General features: G+C 34.9%; 12 protein-coding genes. 8 read left to right on the top strand and 4 right to left on the bottom strand.

Going from position 1 to position 18,184, the window contains the following annotated elements:
- Positions 1–99 precede the first annotated feature (99 nt).
- The 3 genes from porU (at position 100) to SB689_RS12960 (ending at position 8,079) form a co-directional block, all read left to right on the top strand.
- The gene (porU, locus tag SB689_RS12970) at positions 100–4,008 is read left to right on the top strand and encodes a type IX secretion system sortase PorU (RefSeq protein ID WP_410692548.1); all 3,909 of its coding nucleotides are present in this window, start codon (positions 100–102) and stop codon (positions 4,006–4,008) included.
- Positions 4,009–4,068: 60 nt separating this feature from the next.
- Positions 4,069–5,232, top strand: a complete 1,164-nt coding sequence (gene porV / locus SB689_RS12965; protein ID WP_123979700.1) for a type IX secretion system outer membrane channel protein PorV — start codon at positions 4,069–4,071, stop codon at positions 5,230–5,232.
- Positions 5,233–5,796: 564 nt separating this feature from the next.
- The gene (locus SB689_RS12960) at positions 5,797–8,079 is read left to right on the top strand and encodes an FUSC family membrane protein (RefSeq protein ID WP_410692547.1); all 2,283 of its coding nucleotides are present in this window, start codon (positions 5,797–5,799) and stop codon (positions 8,077–8,079) included.
- Here the strand turns inward: SB689_RS12960 and SB689_RS12955 are convergent.
- On the bottom strand, positions 8,060–8,674 hold the full coding sequence (locus SB689_RS12955) for a 4'-phosphopantetheinyl transferase superfamily protein (RefSeq protein WP_410692546.1): 615 nt from the start codon (positions 8,672–8,674) through the stop codon (positions 8,060–8,062). The two genes, SB689_RS12960 and SB689_RS12955, sit on opposite strands and share 20 nt — an antisense overlap.
- A gap of 319 nt (positions 8,675–8,993) precedes the next feature.
- Positions 8,994–9,524, bottom strand: a complete 531-nt coding sequence (locus SB689_RS12950; protein ID WP_410692545.1) for a HugZ family protein — start codon at positions 9,522–9,524, stop codon at positions 8,994–8,996.
- 162 nt (positions 9,525–9,686) lie between these two features.
- Between SB689_RS12950 and ahcY the strand changes: the two genes are divergently transcribed.
- The 5 genes from ahcY (at position 9,687) to SB689_RS12925 (ending at position 16,467) form a co-directional block, all read left to right on the top strand.
- Complete coding sequence (gene ahcY / locus SB689_RS12945) at positions 9,687–11,000, top strand: adenosylhomocysteinase (RefSeq protein WP_115949029.1); 1,314 nt, start codon at positions 9,687–9,689, stop codon at positions 10,998–11,000.
- 345 nt (positions 11,001–11,345) lie between these two features.
- A complete protein-coding gene (gene yiaA, locus SB689_RS12940) occupies positions 11,346–11,738 on the top strand; it encodes an inner membrane protein YiaA (protein ID WP_123979710.1) in 393 nt (130 codons plus the stop codon).
- A gap of 155 nt (positions 11,739–11,893) precedes the next feature.
- Positions 11,894–13,279, top strand: coding sequence for a BspA family leucine-rich repeat surface protein (locus SB689_RS12935; protein WP_410692544.1), 1,386 nt, complete (start codon positions 11,894–11,896; stop codon positions 13,277–13,279).
- 8 nt (positions 13,280–13,287) lie between these two features.
- Positions 13,288–14,808, top strand: a complete 1,521-nt coding sequence (locus SB689_RS12930; RefSeq protein WP_410692543.1) for a BspA family leucine-rich repeat surface protein — start codon at positions 13,288–13,290, stop codon at positions 14,806–14,808.
- Between the two features lie 33 nt (positions 14,809–14,841).
- A complete protein-coding gene (locus tag SB689_RS12925) occupies positions 14,842–16,467 on the top strand; it encodes a BspA family leucine-rich repeat surface protein (protein ID WP_410692542.1) in 1,626 nt (541 codons plus the stop codon).
- A 102-nt stretch (positions 16,468–16,569) separates the two neighbouring features.
- On the opposite strand, the gene purE is transcribed toward SB689_RS12925, so the two are convergent.
- Together purE and SB689_RS12915 are read right to left on the bottom strand one after the other, a co-directional pair.
- Positions 16,570–17,073 (bottom strand): 5-(carboxyamino)imidazole ribonucleotide mutase, encoded by a 504-nt coding sequence (purE, locus tag SB689_RS12920; RefSeq protein WP_410692541.1) that lies wholly within the window; start codon positions 17,071–17,073, stop codon positions 16,570–16,572.
- A 258-nt stretch (positions 17,074–17,331) separates the two neighbouring features.
- Positions 17,332–18,171 carry an AraC family transcriptional regulator gene (locus SB689_RS12915; RefSeq protein ID WP_410692540.1) on the bottom strand — a complete coding sequence of 280 codons (840 nt, stop codon included), beginning with the start codon at positions 18,169–18,171 and terminating at the stop codon, positions 17,332–17,334.
- Positions 18,172–18,184 lie beyond the last annotated feature (13 nt).

Here is an 18,184-nt window from a genome sequence, read left to right as displayed (position 1 = left end):
TGATTTTTTTGAAAAATGTTCACAAATTAATTTTATTGTATCGCAATTTAATTCTAAAATTTTCATTTATTTTGTAATTTAGAAATTTCAAAATCAAACATGAAACAAAAAATAACGCTTTTATTCCTATTAAGCTTTGTATCAGCGATTTGGGCTCAAAAAACGGCCATCGATTGGGATGGAGCCAAAATTCAAGATTTCGGTGAAACAAAACTGAATCTCCCAAACTTTAAAAATGAGGGTTTTTCGTATGGCCAAAATAATGTTTTTATCACAACCAAACAAAAAATTGGAGAAAAGCAGCTAAAAATTTCTAATCTGGTTTGGGAAGGTGTTTCCAACAGAGAGTTATTTGACTTAAATAAAGACTTATTACCCAACTACGAAGTTACAGATATCGCGTATTATTATCTTGAAGGTGAAAGATACGCAACCATCAACGTTTCTCTGTTTAAAAATGTAAAAGGACGTGTTCAAAGACTTTCATCATTTGATGTTGCTGAAACGTCTTTACCAAACAATTTTGGAAACGCAGCTAAAGTCGGAACAACAAACAACCCTCTTTCAACCGGTGGTTTTTATAAAATAAAAGTTGACAAGTCGGGGATTTTTAAAATTACAAGACAGTTTTTACAAGATAACGGAATTAACCCTTCTTCAGTAAATCCTAAAAATTTAAGAATGTACGGTAACGGCGGAATTATGCTTCCTGAACACAATCAGGATGTAAAATACAGCGCTTTGCAAGAAAACGCCATACAGGTTGTTGGTGAAGATGACAATGTGTGGAATGACAATGATTATGCTTTATTTTACGCACAAGGACCAACTGGTTACAATCTTTATGACACCGGAAATGGTAACGGTTTCAAGAGAGTAGAAACAAGAAATGACAGAGCAAATCATCTTAAAAACATTTATGATGATTTTTCATATTACTATATAACTTTCGACAAAGGAGTAGGAAAAAGAGTGCAGGCTGTAGATGCCAATTTACCTGCAACCGCTTTGATTACGAGATACGATAACTATCAGGTAATCGACAATGATCAAAAAAACTTACTAAAAGTTGGTAGAATATGGGTAGAAGACGCTCCGTTTACCACAGAAAAAACGATTACGCTTAATACCAACTCACCTATCCAAGGATCAGATATTATAAGATACGGAACCAGAGCAATTGGTTATAAAGCTCAACAAGATGTTCTTACAATCAGTATTAATAATCAAAATCCGATTCCGTTTAACGTACCTACTAATTCGTCCAATTATGTTTATGATTTTAACCCTATAAAATATGAAGGAACAATAACAGGCTTAACCGGAAATCAGATTACTTTTAAGTATACACCAAATATTACATTTAATCCTAATGGGACTTTCTATATGGATTATGTGGAGGTACAATACAAAGAAAATCTTAGCTTTAATGGTTCACAAATGAGTTTCAGAGATTTTTCTCTTGCGAGTGGTACCAATACTGGTTATGGTTTCAGTATTGCAAATACTTCTGCAATGGAGCAGGTATGGGATGTTACAGATATCACTAATGCTAACAGAAGAGTAAATAAAGCAACGGGTAATGCGACTTTTAACTTTGGATATATTACAGGGAATCAAGATTTTAATAATGAATTTGTAGCATTTAGAGCCGATGCAGCTTTTACACCTCAGTTTGTTGAAAGAATTGCTAACCAGGATCTTTCAGCGTTGCAAAATATAGATTATCTGATTCTTACGACTCCCGAAATGATGGGTCAGGCTCAAAGATTAGCTAGTTACCATCAAACAAAAAGCAACTTCACTGTTCAGATAGTAGATATTAATAAAGTTTATAACGAATTTGGAAGTGGAAGCAGAGATCTTACAGCAATAAGGGATTTTGTAACTAAATTAAATACCCCAGCTGGAAAATTAAAATATGTATTTATCCTAGGAGATGCATCTTATGATTATAAAAACAGAATTCCAAATAACTCAAATGTTGTTTCAAGTTATGAAAGTGAAGCATCCGGAGATTTTGTAAATTCTTTTGTTACGGATGATTATATTGTAATGACACAGCCTCAGACTGTTCAATATATCACGAGTAATCTTCCTGATGTACCGGTTGGAAGAATTCCTGCCGCAAACACAACGGAAGCTTCCAATATGATGGATAAGGTTTTGGCCTACTATAACAACCTTCCTAGCCAGTCTACTCCTTTTGGAGAATGGCGTATGAAACTGGATTTTGTAGTAGATGATGATCACGATGAAAACAGCAGTTCTACACCAATACCATTCCATACTACAATGAACAATGCTTTGGTAAGTGTTTTTGAACAGACAGGCCCTACTCTTAAGGAATATAATGTAAGAAAGCTATATCTGGATGCATTTCAAGCACAAAGTACAGCAGGAGGACAAAGATATCCACAGGTAAATCAGGCTATTTCTAATGATATTGGGAACAGTTTATATCTTTTCTATTTCGGACATGGAGGGATCAATGGATGGGCGCAGGAGAGAGTATTGACAACGGATGAAGTTCAAAACTCAAATAATTTCTCTAATATTTACAGCAGATTTCCATTTGTATCAACAATAACATGTGAATTTACATTATGGGATGATCCTGAGATCTCCTCTGCAGGTGAGCAATTTATTAAATTAAAACAAGGAGGAGTTTCTACCATGATCACATCAAGCCGTGCTGTAGGTATTGGTTATGGTATTTCATTCACTGATATTTATACGAAGGAAATCTTCAAAATGGTAGGTGATGATTTCGTTTCTTTAGGAGATGCCTATTTAAATGCTAGAAAATTAAAAGGAGCAGACTCCAATCACTTAAAAGTAAATTTACTTGGTGATCCTGCTATGAAATTAAGCAGACCTAAAAGATTAGTAATAATTGATAATATCGAAACTCCGGTTCCGGGATTGATCAGAGGTCTTGATTTTGTAAAAGTGAAAGGACATATCAATAATCCAAACGGAACAATTAACACTGGCTTCAACGGAAGAGTTGTTGTTAATATTTTCGATAAAAGATTAAATAAAAAAACATTAAATAATGATGGAAACCTTACCGTTCTTAATTATACAGAAGAAGGAAGTGCCATCGTAAAAGCATCAGGAACAGCTGTAAATGGAGTGTTTACCGTAGAATTCTACGTTCCGAAAGATATTAATTATGCTATCGGAGAAGGAAGGATCTTAGCTTATGCGGATAACAAAGCTACAGACGTATTCAACAATCAGGCAGTACAGGTTGGAGATATTAACCCTAATGGAATTAATGACAACGAACCTCCAAAAGTGAAATTATATATGAATAACACCAACTTCGCGAACGGAGGTATTACCAACCAAAGTCCGATGTTGTTGGCATGTGTTACAGACGACACAGGAATAAATTCTACAGGATCTGGTATCGGTCACGATATTACAGTATATTTGGACGGTCAAATTATCAATACAGTTGTTCTTAATGATTTTTATGCTTCAGGAGAAGGAAACGGATGTTTGAGCCCAAGTTTAGCAGATTACCAAAAAGGGAATGTAACCTACCCTTTCAGGAATTTAGCGATTGGTCAGCACCAATTAACGTTTAAAGTTTGGGACATAAACAATAATTCGACAACCTCTACGTTAGACTTTGAAGTTAAGGATGAAGCAGATCAGCATTTAACTATTAATAGACCACTAAACTGGCCGAACCCTTTTACAAACAAAACGTACATTCAGTTTGAGCATAATTGTGATGATATTTTGGATGTAAACGTTCAGATTTATACAATTACAGGAAAATTAGTAAGAACTTTATCTACACCTGTTGTTGCAGAACCGTTCCTACAGGGCTTTAGAACGCCACGTCAGGCAATAGAATGGGACGGAAGAGACGATTTTGGGTCAACAGTAGCAAAAGGTACGTATATTTTTAAGATATTTGCAAAAAGTCAAAACCAAGAAAAATGCAAAGGAAGTGCCACAGCTGTAGAAAAAATGGTACTTTTGAAATAAATTAAAATACTAATAGATAATAATATTAACAAAAAACTGATAATATATAAAAGACAACATATGAATTTAACTACTAAACTGCTTTTAGGAATTGGGTTAGGTGCTGGTTTTTTAGGGTATGCTCAAGATCTAAGTCTTGTAAGACCTGTGTTAACCGGAGCTCCATTTTTAAGAATCGCACCAGATGCTAGAGCCGGAGGTATGGGAGATCAAGGTGTAGTTACCTCTCCTGATGCGTTTTCTCAATTTTGGAATGCAGCGAAATATCCTTTTAGCAGATCAAGTTCTTCCGTAGGTATCAACTACACGCCTTACATGGGAAAACTTACCAATGATGTATTTTTACTATATGGTGCATTCCATAAGTTTCTAGGGCAGGAAGAAAGATCTACCATCTCTGCGAGTATTTATTACTTCAATATGGGTGAAGTAGATTTAACTCAATTAGTAGGTTCAGAAGTTACTTCTATGGGTACGTCTAAGCCAAATGAATTCTCAATTGACGTTGCGTACGGTCTAAAACTTTCAGATTCTTATTCAATGGCTGTAACGGGTAGATATATTCGTTCAGATTTGGCCGGAGGTTTCAACACAGATACAACTCTTAAGCCTGCAAACTCATTTGCAGTAGATATTTCAGCTTACTATACTTCTCCAAGATTCTCAAGTATCGGAGGGTATGATGGTAAATTGAATGCAGGTTTAGCAATCCAGAACTTAGGTCCGAAACTAGATTATACAGGAAACGAAGAATCTAGATCTTATCTTCCGACAATGGCAAGATTAGGTATCGGTTACGATATGTTCTTGGATGATGTAAACAGAATTGGTCTTAGCGTTGAAGGATCTAAACTTTTAGTTCCTGGTTCTGAGTTTATCGGAATGGATCCTAATACAAGACAACCAATGTACGCAGTACCAAACGTAGGTCCAATTGACGGTATCAGCAAATCTTTCAAAAACCCAAACAGTATCATGTATAGTGGAGCGCTGGAATATTCTTACAACAATGCATTTGCTGTGAGAGGTGGTTATTTCCATGAAAGTGAAGAACAAGGTGCAAGACAATTTGCAACTGCAGGTATTGGTTTAAAATACAACTCTTTCGGACTTGATATTTCTTACCTTATTAACATGTCTAAAATTAATACAGCTTTAGATAACACCCTTCGTTTCGGGTTAACTTGGAACATCGGAGATGAAACTTCTAATGTTGATAATTAATACAATATAACATACAGGTTTAAAAAAGCTCCATTTGATGGAGCTTTTTTTGTTTTTTAAAGAGCTTTTTCCCGCTCTCCGCACTCGCTATTTCTATGGTTTCGGCGCGGCGGCAAAGCCGCCGCGCCGAAACCATAGAAATGAGCTCAAACAAATGCTGCGATCGGGGCTAGGATTGCAGTCGTTGATTCAAATATTTGGAAATATCCAGAAAGTTTGTCATTCTGAAAGGATCTAAAGTATAGTATTAGTGATCAAATTATTTTGTGTTATTTGTGTGAAATTAGTGCCATTTGTGTTTAAAGAAAGAGATTGTTTCGTCACTTCGCTCTTAAACTCATTTTTAATACTATATTTAGATCCTTTCAGGATGACAAACTGAATGGAAAGTTATATCATAGAAAAACATTTAAAACAAATCAAGTCTTTTTATCAATGAAAAAAGGAGTTTTTCAATTGTCAATTCATTTTTTCCTGCTAAATTTAAATATGATATTAAAAAAAATTCACAATTCACTTACGAAGTAAAATTGGCAATTCACATTTAACCCTTATTTTTGCACAATGAACTATTCCGCGGAACTCAAAAAATTCGTAACCAGCCAATATGTATATTCTGCTATCAGGATTACACTGGCTACTGTTCTGCCATGTTTAGTTCTCGCCCACTTCGGAATTCTGAAAGAATACTTCCTCTTCCCTCTTGGAACCAGCTTTGTAGCACTTTGTGATCAGCCCGGACCATTTATTAGAAGAAGAAATGCGTTAACATTCGCTATTTTCTGCTTCGTTCTCGTTGCGCTTATTGCAAGTTTGGTGATGCATGTTAAAATTCTGGTCTTTCTCGAGCTTATTGTTTTTGGAATGTTTTTCTCCTTGATCGGAGTCTACGGACAAAGATTAGCCGCAGTTGGATCATTATCATTAGTTGTGATGGCGATCTTTATTGACGGTCATCTTACCGGAGCTAATATTTTTAAGAGTTTATTGATTTTTGCCTCTGGTTGTGCTTGGTTTTTATTGATATTCCTTATTGTTACAACAATTCAGCCTTATAAATTAGCCAGTCAGATGATTGGTGAAAACTACCTTCAGTTAGCTGAATTTTTAAAAATTAAAGCCAATTATTATCAAAAAAATCCGGATTTTGATAAACTGACAACTCAGGTTATCGCCAAACAGATCGGAATTAAAAACCTTCAGGAAGAAACTCGTGAAACCGTTTTTAAAACAAGAACCATCGTTAATGAATCTACAACAACAAGCCGATTGCTGATGTTGATGTTCCTTAATTCAATGGACTTGCACGAAAAATTAATGACTTCTGAAAGTGATTATCAAAAGCTCCAACAAAGTTTTGAAGACAGCACAATATTAGTTCATATCCACGATTATCTTAATTTATTGGCAGACGAAATTACCAATATTGGAATTTCCCTTCAAATCGGAACCCGTGCAAAACCGATGACCAATCTGGATTTAGCCCATAAAAATCTAAATGCCCATTATTTCGAACTTAGAAACAAACAATTATCTCCCGATACTCTGGAAAATTTCATGATTTTACGCCAAATATTAATGCGTATTAATGAGATTACAAAAGAGATCAACGAGATTTATAAAGTATTTTCACAAGATGTAAAGCTTGCAAAAAGTCTTTCAACCGGATTGGACTTAAAAAAATTCATGCCTAATGAAGAGAAACTTAATTTTAAAGTTTTAAGAAACAACATTTCTTTCTCTTCCTCACATTTCCGACATGCGTTGAGGATTACAATCGCTTTATTATTAGGATACCTTTTTTCAATGTTCCAATTCTTTGCAATTGGCCATGCCTATTGGATTTTAATTACAATAGTTGCTATTTTAAAACCTGCCTACTCCATTACAAAACAGCGAAATTTACTTCGTCTGTACGGAACCATTGCAGGAGCTTCCGTTGCGTATGGTATTTTGCATTTCGTACACATTAATGCAGTTTTATTTAGCATCCTGCTTTTAAGTATGATCATGTGTTTCAGTTTTCTGAAAGGAAGGTATTTCTGGGCAGTTTCATTTATGACAATTTATGTTTTCCTGAGTTTTAATTTTTTAAGTCCGGGGAAAGTTGACGTTATTTTTAAGGATAGAATTGTAGATACAATCGTGGCAGGAATCATTGCTTTTGTGGTTTCTTACATCGTTTTACCGGTTTGGGAGCATACGCAAAATTTAGATTTAATGAAAAAATCTGCGGCAAGCAATCTTATCTATTTTCAAAGCGTTATTTCTAAATTTTTGGAAGGAGATTTTGATATTGAAGATTATAAAGTAAAGCGTAAAAACGCTATTATTTCATTAGCGAACCTTTCCGACAACTTTCAAAGAATGATTTCTGAACCGAAAAATCAGCAGAAAAAACTGGAAGTTGTTCATCAGTTTGTGGCGACTTCGCATCTTATTACGGCTTACACCGCTTCCCTTTCTCAATATTCAAAAAACAATGAAGAATATCCTGAAATTGATGCTGAAAGTTGGAGTCGAAAAATAGAAGCCGAAATGCAGAAAGTTTCCGCTTTATTGAATGGTGATGAGATCAACGAAACCCTGAAAATGGAAAGTCGCATCGAACCCGAAGATTCTTCCATTGATGATTTGATGCTGAAAAGAAGAACCGAAATTGAAGAAAACGATATTGTAGACAGAAGAGACCCCGATAAAATTTCTCATTTAACGGAGTTGAAAAATATTCATGATGTGTTGGAATTGATCTTTGATGTTGCCAAAGAACAGAGAAAAGTGATCGAAAAATACAAAAGCGAATCCGAGACTACAGAAACTGTTAAGGCTATTCCTCAACAATCGTAAAACAGTAATCGTCGAAGAATTTCACTCGAGCCTTAAACTCATCAGAAAACTGATCATCATAAACTCTGCAGCTTATATCGTGAAGGTGTTTTAATTCAAAATCTTTTACTTCATAATTCTTCTTCAAAGACCAATATTTTGAATGATGGATTTTGTACATACTTTCTTTCACACTCCAGATAATGGTGTAAAAGGTTGTTTCATTATCAAAAGGAATAAAACCTCTTTCATTTTCGTAGGTAAATTTGTCGATTACCCTTAAAATTTTAGGATTGAATTTTTCAATATCAATTCCAATTTTATTTTTAGAAATCGCAATCGCAGCAAAAGGAAAAGAATGCGTGATGGAAATTTCTGCATCTTTAGGCGAAAGAAAAGGTTCTCTTTCCTTATATAATATCTTGGACTTTGGTTTTAAACCTTTCAAAAGTTTACGAACCATCAATACTTCCAACAATTTTTTCGGATGATAATCTTTTACTTTTTCGGCATTTTCGGGCTCCAGAAGTTTATGAATGTCCAAATCTTCGGTTTCATCGTATTTCCATACGAGAATCGTAGCATTGTCATCAGAAAAATCGCGATACAGAGGCATTGATAAATTTATTGAGTAAAATTAGTGAAAAAAATTGGGCTGGAAGCTAGGAGTTTGAAGATGGAAGTTTTTACTACTAACCGTTAAACGTGCGGTTCGTTATGTGAAAACATTTAAGGAATACTTAAATGTACAACGTTGAGATGCTTCCAGCATGACATACTGATCGCGAAAATTTAGATTGAAATTAAAAATTAAAACAAAAAAAAAATCACTTAAATCCTAAGACATAAGTGATTTTAATATTATTTTAAAGCTAAAAAATAAAGCAGTTAGTAGTAAAACTTCCCACTTCCATCCTCCAGCTTCCCTCTTAAAACTATTTTGATTGATGATTCACTTCATTTCTATGCTCCATAATTTCTAAATTTTCATCTACAAAATAAGCACTTCCGAATCCGTTCACATAAGAACCTTTAACCGGATGCAAACCAATAAGGATAAAATCTTTCATCTCAGCGATAACATCAACTACTTTTCCGTGAGTTTCTTTTAATTTACCTACAACAGAATTCCAGGTATCAGAATCTCTTTCAATTTGAGAAGTCGTTGCCTCAATTGTTAAACGCTCACGAGCATAGATCTGTTTTGTAGCAGATTCGTCTTCGATGAACATTACTGAAGTTTTTCTTCCGTCTGCAAGATTTTTTGTATGTTTTGCCATGAAAGAAACCAAAATATAGAATACATTCTCTTCCTGTACAAAAGGTGCATAGCTAGAATTAGGCGTTCCTTCAGCATCAACAGTAGCTAAAATTATACTTTTCGTATTAGCGATCAGTTCTTTTACTTTTGGAGTAAGAGGTTTTGCTTGTCTCTGAGCTTCGTCCTGTGTATTTGTATGATTCATAGTATAAAAATTTATCCCTGCAAAAATAGGTTATTTAGACTAAATAAACTTAATTTAAATAAAATTTCATCTCATTAAACGGAATCGGGTGTTTTTGTATCTTAATTATTAATTGTAATTTTGCATCTTATTATAATTCGAATTAAAAATTATTCATAACATATGAGTACAACAACACAATACGTTCCTTATAAAGTTAAGGACATTTCCCTAGCAGAATGGGGAAGAAAAGAAATTACCCTTGCAGAAGCAGAAATGCCAGGTTTGATGTCTATCCGTGAAGAGTACGGACCGTCTCAACCGCTTAAAGGAGCAAGAATCGCTGGATGTCTTCACATGACAATTCAAACAGCTGTGCTTATCGAGACTTTAGTAGCTTTAGGTGCTGACGTTACTTGGTCTTCTTGTAATATTTTCTCTACTCAAGATCACGCTGCTGCTGCTATTGCTGCTGCAGGAATCCCTGTTTACGCTTGGAAAGGTCTAAACGAAGAAGAATTTGACTGGTGTATCGAGCAAACTTTATTCTTCGGTGAAGACAGAAAACCATTGAACATGATTCTTGATGATGGTGGAGATTTAACAAACATGGTTTTTGATAAATACCCAGAATTCACAAAAGATATCAAAGGACTTTCTGAAGAAACTACAACTGGAGTTCACAGATTGTACGAAAGAATGAAGAACGGAACTTTAGTAATGCCTGCAATCAACGTAAATGATTCAGTTACTAAATCTAAATTCGACAACAAATACGGATGTAAAGAATCTGCAGTAGATGCTGTAAGAAGAGCTACAGACCTTATGTTGGCTGGAAAAAGAGTGGTAGTTTGCGGATACGGAGACGTAGGTAAAGGTACTGCTGCATCTTTCAGAGGAGCTGGTTCTATCGTTACTGTAACTGAAATTGATCCAATTTGTGCGCTTCAAGCTGCAATGGACGGTTTCGAAGTTAAAAGATTAGATACTGTTGTTGATAACGCAGATATCATCATCACAACTACTGGTAACTTCAACATCGTAAGAGGAGAACACTTCCTTAAAATGAAAGATAAAGCTGTTGTTTGTAACATCGGTCACTTCGATAATGAAATCGATATGGCTTGGTTGAACGAAAACTACGGTTCTACAAAATCTGAAGTTAAGCCACAAGTAGACATCTATACAATTGAAGGTAAAGAAGTTATCATCCTTGCAGAAGGAAGATTGGTAAACTTAGGTTGTGCAACAGGACACCCAAGTTTCGTAATGTCTAACTCATTCTCTAACCAAACATTGGCTCAGATCGAATTATGGACAAACTCTGCTGCTTACGGAAACGAAGTTTACATGTTACCTAAGCATTTAGATGAAAAAGTAGCTGCTCTTCACCTTAAGAAATTAAGCGTTGAATTGGAAGTTCTTTCTACTGAACAAGCTGAATACATCGGTGTTGACGTAAAAGGACCATTCAAACCTGAGTACTACAGATACTAAAAAATGTCATCCTTGTTTATAGTGAGCTTGTCGAGCTATCGAAGGATCTCAAAATAATAGAAACTCTCCAATTTTTGGGGAGTTTTTTGTTTTAACACCATATCATTTTAACTCAAAAATTCACAAGCAAAGCAAATTAACCATTCACAATTCACTTTTTAGAAGCTTAATCCGGCTATCCGCTCATACTCCTCGCTCCCATACTCTCCAACACCTAAACCCCCAAACCCTCCCACACCTTGCTGTGGGGTAACCGCTACTATCCGGGCTAAATATTACCGTATTTTTCCGATGTCAGGTTATATAAAAAATCGATATATTTGGCGTTTAACAAAAACAGTAAGTATGAAAAAACAAAATGTATCAAATGCATTTATAGCAGCATCTTGGGTTGCATTGGGAGCAGGAATGATAGGATTTATCGTAGGTCTTGTAAGAGCAGAAATGCTACTGAACGAAAAAGGATATTATTTCACTGTCCTACTCTACGGTTTATTTGCGGTTGTTTCTTTACAGAAAGCGGTTCGTGACAGATTAGAGAACATCAAAGTGACGGATATTTATTACGGTATCTGTTGGTTTGCTACTTTATCTTCCATCATTTTATTAGCCATCGGATTATGGAATGCCACCATTCTTCCTAGTGAGAAAGGTTTTTATGGATTTGCATTTTTACTGGCACTTTTTGGAGCCATTGCGGTTCAGAAAAATACTCGAGACAATATGCTTCAGGAATAATACAAGAACTCTCCAATATTTGGGGAGTTTTTTATTTAATAAAATTCATCATTTTTAACCTTTCAAAATGCATAATATTCGCATTATTACTATAAATAAGTTAAAAATTTGCTAAGTTTTTTATTTTTATTATCTTTATTTCACAAAATATTGATATGTTTAAAAAACTTTTACCATTCATCTTATTTCTATTTATTTTTAATTCAATAAAAGCTCAGAACGAGTTTATTACCATCTGGAAACCCAGTAATACAGGTAACGCTATTGTTAATTCTGCTCCTTCAACATCTAATCAGATTTGGTTTCCGGGGAAAGGAACTAATTTCCAGGCAAGTTGGGAAGAAATAGGATATCCTGCCCATACAGGAAACATCAATAATATTACCTCAACAAAAAATTTCCTGATTGATTTTGGAGTTTCTCATAATCCAAACCCAAATGATGCAACCTATCGTGTAAAAATAACGAATGGCAACGGAAATTTCCAGGCTATTAAATTTCCCGATGATGTCTATGTTTCCAATACGCTATGGCCTCTATTTTTGGGATACAATGGTGACAAGCAGAAAATAATAGAAGTTTCACAGTGGGGAAATATTGTTTGGAATACCATGGATTGGGCATTTAGTGAATGTACAAACTTAGATATTAAAGCTTTCGATGCTCCTAAACTTTCACAGGTTATAAGTACATTTGGTATGTTTTATGGCTGTACAGCTTTATATGGCAATTCGTCATTTAATACATGGAATACTTCTTCAATAACAAATATGAGCCATATGTTTGCCAGCGCAACCCAGTTTAATCAACCCATAGGAAATTGGGATACTTCCCATGTTACCAATATGAACTGGATGCTTCACTATCTTGATTACTTTAACCAGCCTATCGGAAACTGGGATACATCGAATGTTACAACCATGATCCACATGCTTCACGAATGTTATGCTTTTAACCAGAATTTATCCGGCTGGGATACCTCTAATGTAACGGATATGAGATCAATACTTGGTGATACACATAGCTTCAACTATAGTTTAGGCAGCTGGAACCTTCAATCTGTAATGCTAGCTGGAGGTATGATTACAGGTTCAGGGTTAAATTGTGAAAACTATGATAATACATTAATAGGCTGGGCAAATAATTCTCTTAATCCTTCCAATCTTACTATAGGAAATGTTTCTCCAATGAATTACTCTTCACAGTATGGAGCAAATGCTAGAAATCAATTGGTAAATAATAAAAATTGGATACTTACAGGTGATTCTTACAATCCTGAATGCAGATCAGAACTTTCAACTTCTGAAACGTTAATTAAAAGTGACATCAGTATTTACCCCAACCCTGCCACAGATTTTATTTTTATTAAAAATTTAAAAGGAATCAATACCTATAAGATCTTCGATACAAGCGGAAGAATCGTTCAGCAGAATATTTTAAATACAGAAAGTATCGATATTACTGCCCTTTCAAAAGGAAATTATATTCTACAGATTGTTTTAAAAGATAAGACACAGACTTTTAAGTTCATTAAAAAATAAACTATACCATGAAAAAACTTTTAACCTTTTTTTTAATCATATTATTATGCCAAATTAAGGCACAAAATGAGTTCATCACCATTTGGAAACCAACAATAACAACTATTCCGATAACTGTAAACGCACCATACCAAACAAATAATAACCAAATATGGTTTCCGGGAATTGGCACCAATTATAAGATCGTTTGGGAAGAAGTAGGATATCCACAACATAACGGAACGATGAATAATGTGACTACTGTGAATCAGGTTTTGATTGATTTTGGAGCCCCTTTAAATCCAAATCCGGTTGAAGCCACTTATCGAGTAAAGGTAAGCAATGGAAATGGGCAATTTCAACACATGCAGTTTAACTCACCCAATCAAATAATTGGAAATATTATTATAACATGGTTTACGCATGGAAGTGCTGATAAATTAACAGCGATTGAGCAATGGGGTAATATACAGTGGGACTCTATGTACAGTGCATTTTCAAGTTGTTCTAAACTACAGCTTACGGCCACAGATTTACCAGACCTTTCTAATGTTCAAGATATGTCATATATGTTCCGCCTTGCCAGGAATTTTACAGGAAATGCATCAATAGATGACTGGAACACTTCAGGAGTAAATAATATGAAGGGACTTTTTTCAGGAGCACAAGCTTTTAATCAACCTCTTGGTAATTGGGACACGGGTAATGTAACAGATATGTCTGCCATGTTTTTCCAAGCTTCGGTTTTTAATCATTCTATCAACAGCTGGAACACTTCAAATGTAACCAATATGTCTGAGATGTTTGCCTTTGCACTGGTATTCAACCAACCTTTAAATAATTGGAATACCTCAAAAGTGACCGATATGACAGCTATGTTTCATTTTATTACAAATTTTAATCAGCCGATTAACAATTGGGATACTTCCAAAGTAACTTCTATGGCTCATATGTTACATGGATGTACAGCGTTTAATCAACCTCTTGATAATTGGGACACAAGCGATCTTACAGATGCAAATACCATGCTCAACCTTGCAACAAGCTTTAACCAATCATTAGAAACATGGAATCTTCCTTCTCTGACTGCTGCAATGTTAATGTTAACAGAATCAGGAATAGACTGCACAAATTACAGTAAAATTCTTAAAGGCTGGGCAAATAATACCAACACTGCAGACAATATTAATCTAGGACCTCTTGCTCCTTTTACCTATTCAAGCGACGTTGCTAATGAAAGGAATACTCTTCTCTCAAAAGGCTGGATTATCGGTGGTGATTTGATGGGAGAATGTAGGATTTTGGGCTCACTAGAAACAAAGCTGAAAGATCAACCTTCTATTTACCCAAATCCGGCAACGGATTTTATTTATTTAAAAAATATTCAGGGAGTAAAAAGTTATATCATTTTAGATCTAAGCGGAAGAATTATCATGAAAGATTCTTTAACTAAGGATGAAATTAATGTACAAGCTTTAACAACTGGAAATTATGTTCTACAGATCATTACTAAAGACAAAGTTCATTCTTTAAAATTCATTAAAAAATAAACTAAAAAACGATAACCAAACTTAAATACTAATATGCTAAAAAAACTATCCTTACTCATTATTTTGAGCTTTTTATTTCAAACCATAAAGGCACAGAATGAGTTTATCACCATATGGAAACCAAGTACGAATTCTCCTACGGTCAGTGCTCCATTTCAGGCAGGGAATAATCAAATTTGGTTTCCGGGAATAGGAGAAAATTACAATATCACTTGGGAAGAAGTTGGCTATCCACAACATTCCGGAACGATGCTTAATATCACTTCTACCCAACAGGTTTTGATTGATTTTGGAACACCTATAAATCCTAACCAAACCTCAGCAACCTACAGAGTGAAAGTAAGCAATGGAAGCGGAACTTTCAAACGTATGAAATTTGGGATTCCTAATATGACTATTCCTTCCGGAATTGTATTGTCATGGACTTTATTCGGCACCTCAGAAAAGCTGATTGACATTGAACAATGGGGAAATATTCATTGGGATTCCATGAATGCAGCATTTGTTGATTGTAAAAATATGCAGATGACCGCAACAGATATTCCTGATCTATCGGGCGTTCAGGATGCTTCTTATATGTTTCATAATGCAGAAAAATTCTATGGAAATGCTTCAATGGCAGGTTGGAATACTTCCACTATTAAGAACTTCAGATCCATGTTTGGATATGCGATTAGCAGTAGTACAATTACACCTCCTGATTTCTTCAACCCTCCTATCGGCTCGTGGGATACTTCGTCAGCAGAAAATATGAGTTTTATGTTTAATATCAGAAAAGCATTCAACCAAAATCTCAATAGCTGGAATGTCTCGAATGTATCAAATTTCTCGTTCATGTTCGCATCTTGTGAGTCTTTTAATCAGCCTTTAGACCAATGGGATGTTTCTAATGCGACAGATATATCGTACATGTTTCATTTTATTCCTGTTTTTAATCAGTCTCTGGCTACTTGGAATACTTCAAAAGTTGTCAATATGGAGCACATCTTTCATGCAGATTCAGTTTTCAACCAACCTCTTGATACTTGGAACGTAAGCAGTGTTACCAATATGGACACTTCTTTTTCTAATGCCACAAATTTCAACCAACCTTTGGCTTCTTGGGATACCAGCAAAGTAACCAAGATGTCATCTTTGTTTTCAGATGCATCAAGCTTCAACCAATCTCTCGAAACATGGAATCTTAAATCCCTAACATCACCTTTATGGATGATCTCTCAAAGCGGACTGGACTGTACAAACTACAGCAAAACACTGAAAGGCTGGGCAGAAAATCCGGACACACCAAATAACATAGGCTTGGGACCACTTTCACCTTTTCTCTATTCTACCGACGTTTCTGCCTGGAGAAATACCCTTATTAGTAAAGGATGGGTTTTTATAGGTGATAACATTGGAGAATGCAGAATATTGGGAGTTTCTGATATTTCATCTTCTAATGCTCCGGCTATTTACCCAAATCCTGCAACGGATTTTATTTATTTAAAAAATATTCAGGGAGTAAAAAGTTACATTATTTTAGATCTAAGCGGAAGAGTTATTATGAAAGATTCTTTATCCAAAGATGAAATCAACGTACAAGCTTTAACAACTGGAAATTATGTTCTACAGATCATTACTAAAGATAAAATTCATTCTTTAAAATTTATTAAAAAATAGAAAAAGCCTCACAAAACGTGAGGCTTTTTAGTGAATTGTAAATGGTCAATTACCAACTTTAAAAATTGACAAGCGAAGCGAATTGACCATTCATCATTCACTTTATTTATCATATTGATTCGGATGTTGAGTTTTAATATCATCAACAGTTCCCAATACTTTATCTTTTAAAGCTTCCTGATATTTTTGAAGTTTTTCAGCAACCTCAGCATTACCCGTTCCAATAATTTTTGCAGCTAAAATTCCGGCATTTAGAGCGCCGTTCAACGCTACGGTTGCTACAGGAATTCCGCCCGGCATTTGAAGGATAGACAATACAGAATCCCAACCGTCAATAGAATTGCTAGACAAAATAGGAACTCCAATTACAGGCAAGGTTGTACAGCTTGCCACCATTCCCGGAAGATGTGCAGCACCTCCTGCTCCGGCAACAATTACTTTCAAACCTCTTTCCTGAGCGGTTTTTGCGTAATCAAACATTCTTTCCGGTGTTCTGTGAGCCGAAACCACTGTAAGCTCGTATGGAATGTCTAAAGATTTTAAAAAATTCGCAGCCTGTTCCATGATCGGCAAGTCACTCTGACTTCCCATAATAATTCCTACCATCTTCAATTTTATTAGATTTCAAAGATAAAGAATTTTAAAATTATGAGATAGGGAATTGTTAATGGTGAAATGATGAATAGTCAATAGTGAATTTTGCTTCGCAAGTGAAATTTTAACAATATTAAATCCCAATCTAATTTGCTAATAATTGAAGTTTCGGCGGCGGCAAAGCCGCCGCCGAAACCCATTATCTCTCTTATTAATTGTTTATTATTGAAATTTACAATTCACTTGTGAAACAAAATTGGCAATTCACTTTTAAAGATTTTCATTCCTAAATGCGGAAGGCGAAACTCCCTGCCTTTTCTTAAAGAAACGATTTAAGTGACTTTTATCTGTGAAACCAAATTCGTCGGCAATTTCATTGATTCTCATATCACTGTATTTCAATCGGTTTTCGATTAATTTCATTTTATAATCGGTAACGTATTCGTTTAATGTTTTTCCTGTTTCATTTTTAAAATAACGACCAACGTAGGTTTTTGAAATTCTGAATAGATTGCTGATATTTTCTCCTGTCAGTTTTTCAGGCTCATAAATATTTCCATGAACGTATTGAATAATATCTGCCGTTCTGTTTTCTGTTTTTTCATCAATGATCAAAGCTGTTTTTTGAATTAAATTTCTCGCAACGACAGTCAAAACCGACTGAACTAACAACTGAATAACCTCATCTGAATAGAGTTTTTTATTCTGCATTTCCAGAAACAGGTTTTTCATTAAAAATTCCAACACTTTTTCGTCTTCCATATTATCTACCACAAAGCTTTGGAAACCGTTTATGTTCGAAAAAACCTGTTCAATCCGTTTAAAAAATTTATTCTCGATTGTATTATTTTGGAAAAATATACGGTTGAATCGTATGAAAAACAATTGCGTTCTCGTCTCAAAAGTAAAACGGTGAGAATCTTCAGGTTTAAGTAAAAAAAGATTGCCTTCTCTGTAAGAAAAATTGTTACCATTAATATCCTGTGCCCCAATTCCTGAAACAATATAAACCAGTTCAAAAAAACTTACACTATGTTCGCCTCGAGGACAAATATCCATTGGTTCTTTTAAATCCAACTCAAATGGCTGTTGTAAATAATCTTTTCTCATGACAATATTATAC

Origin of the sequence: Chryseobacterium sp. SIMBA_038 (genome assembly GCF_046535115.1) — a bacterium.
Lineage (GTDB): Bacteria > Bacteroidota > Bacteroidia > Flavobacteriales > Weeksellaceae > Chryseobacterium.
Note: the sequence above shows the minus strand (reverse complement) of the source record. Positions and strands in the feature narration are given on the sequence as shown.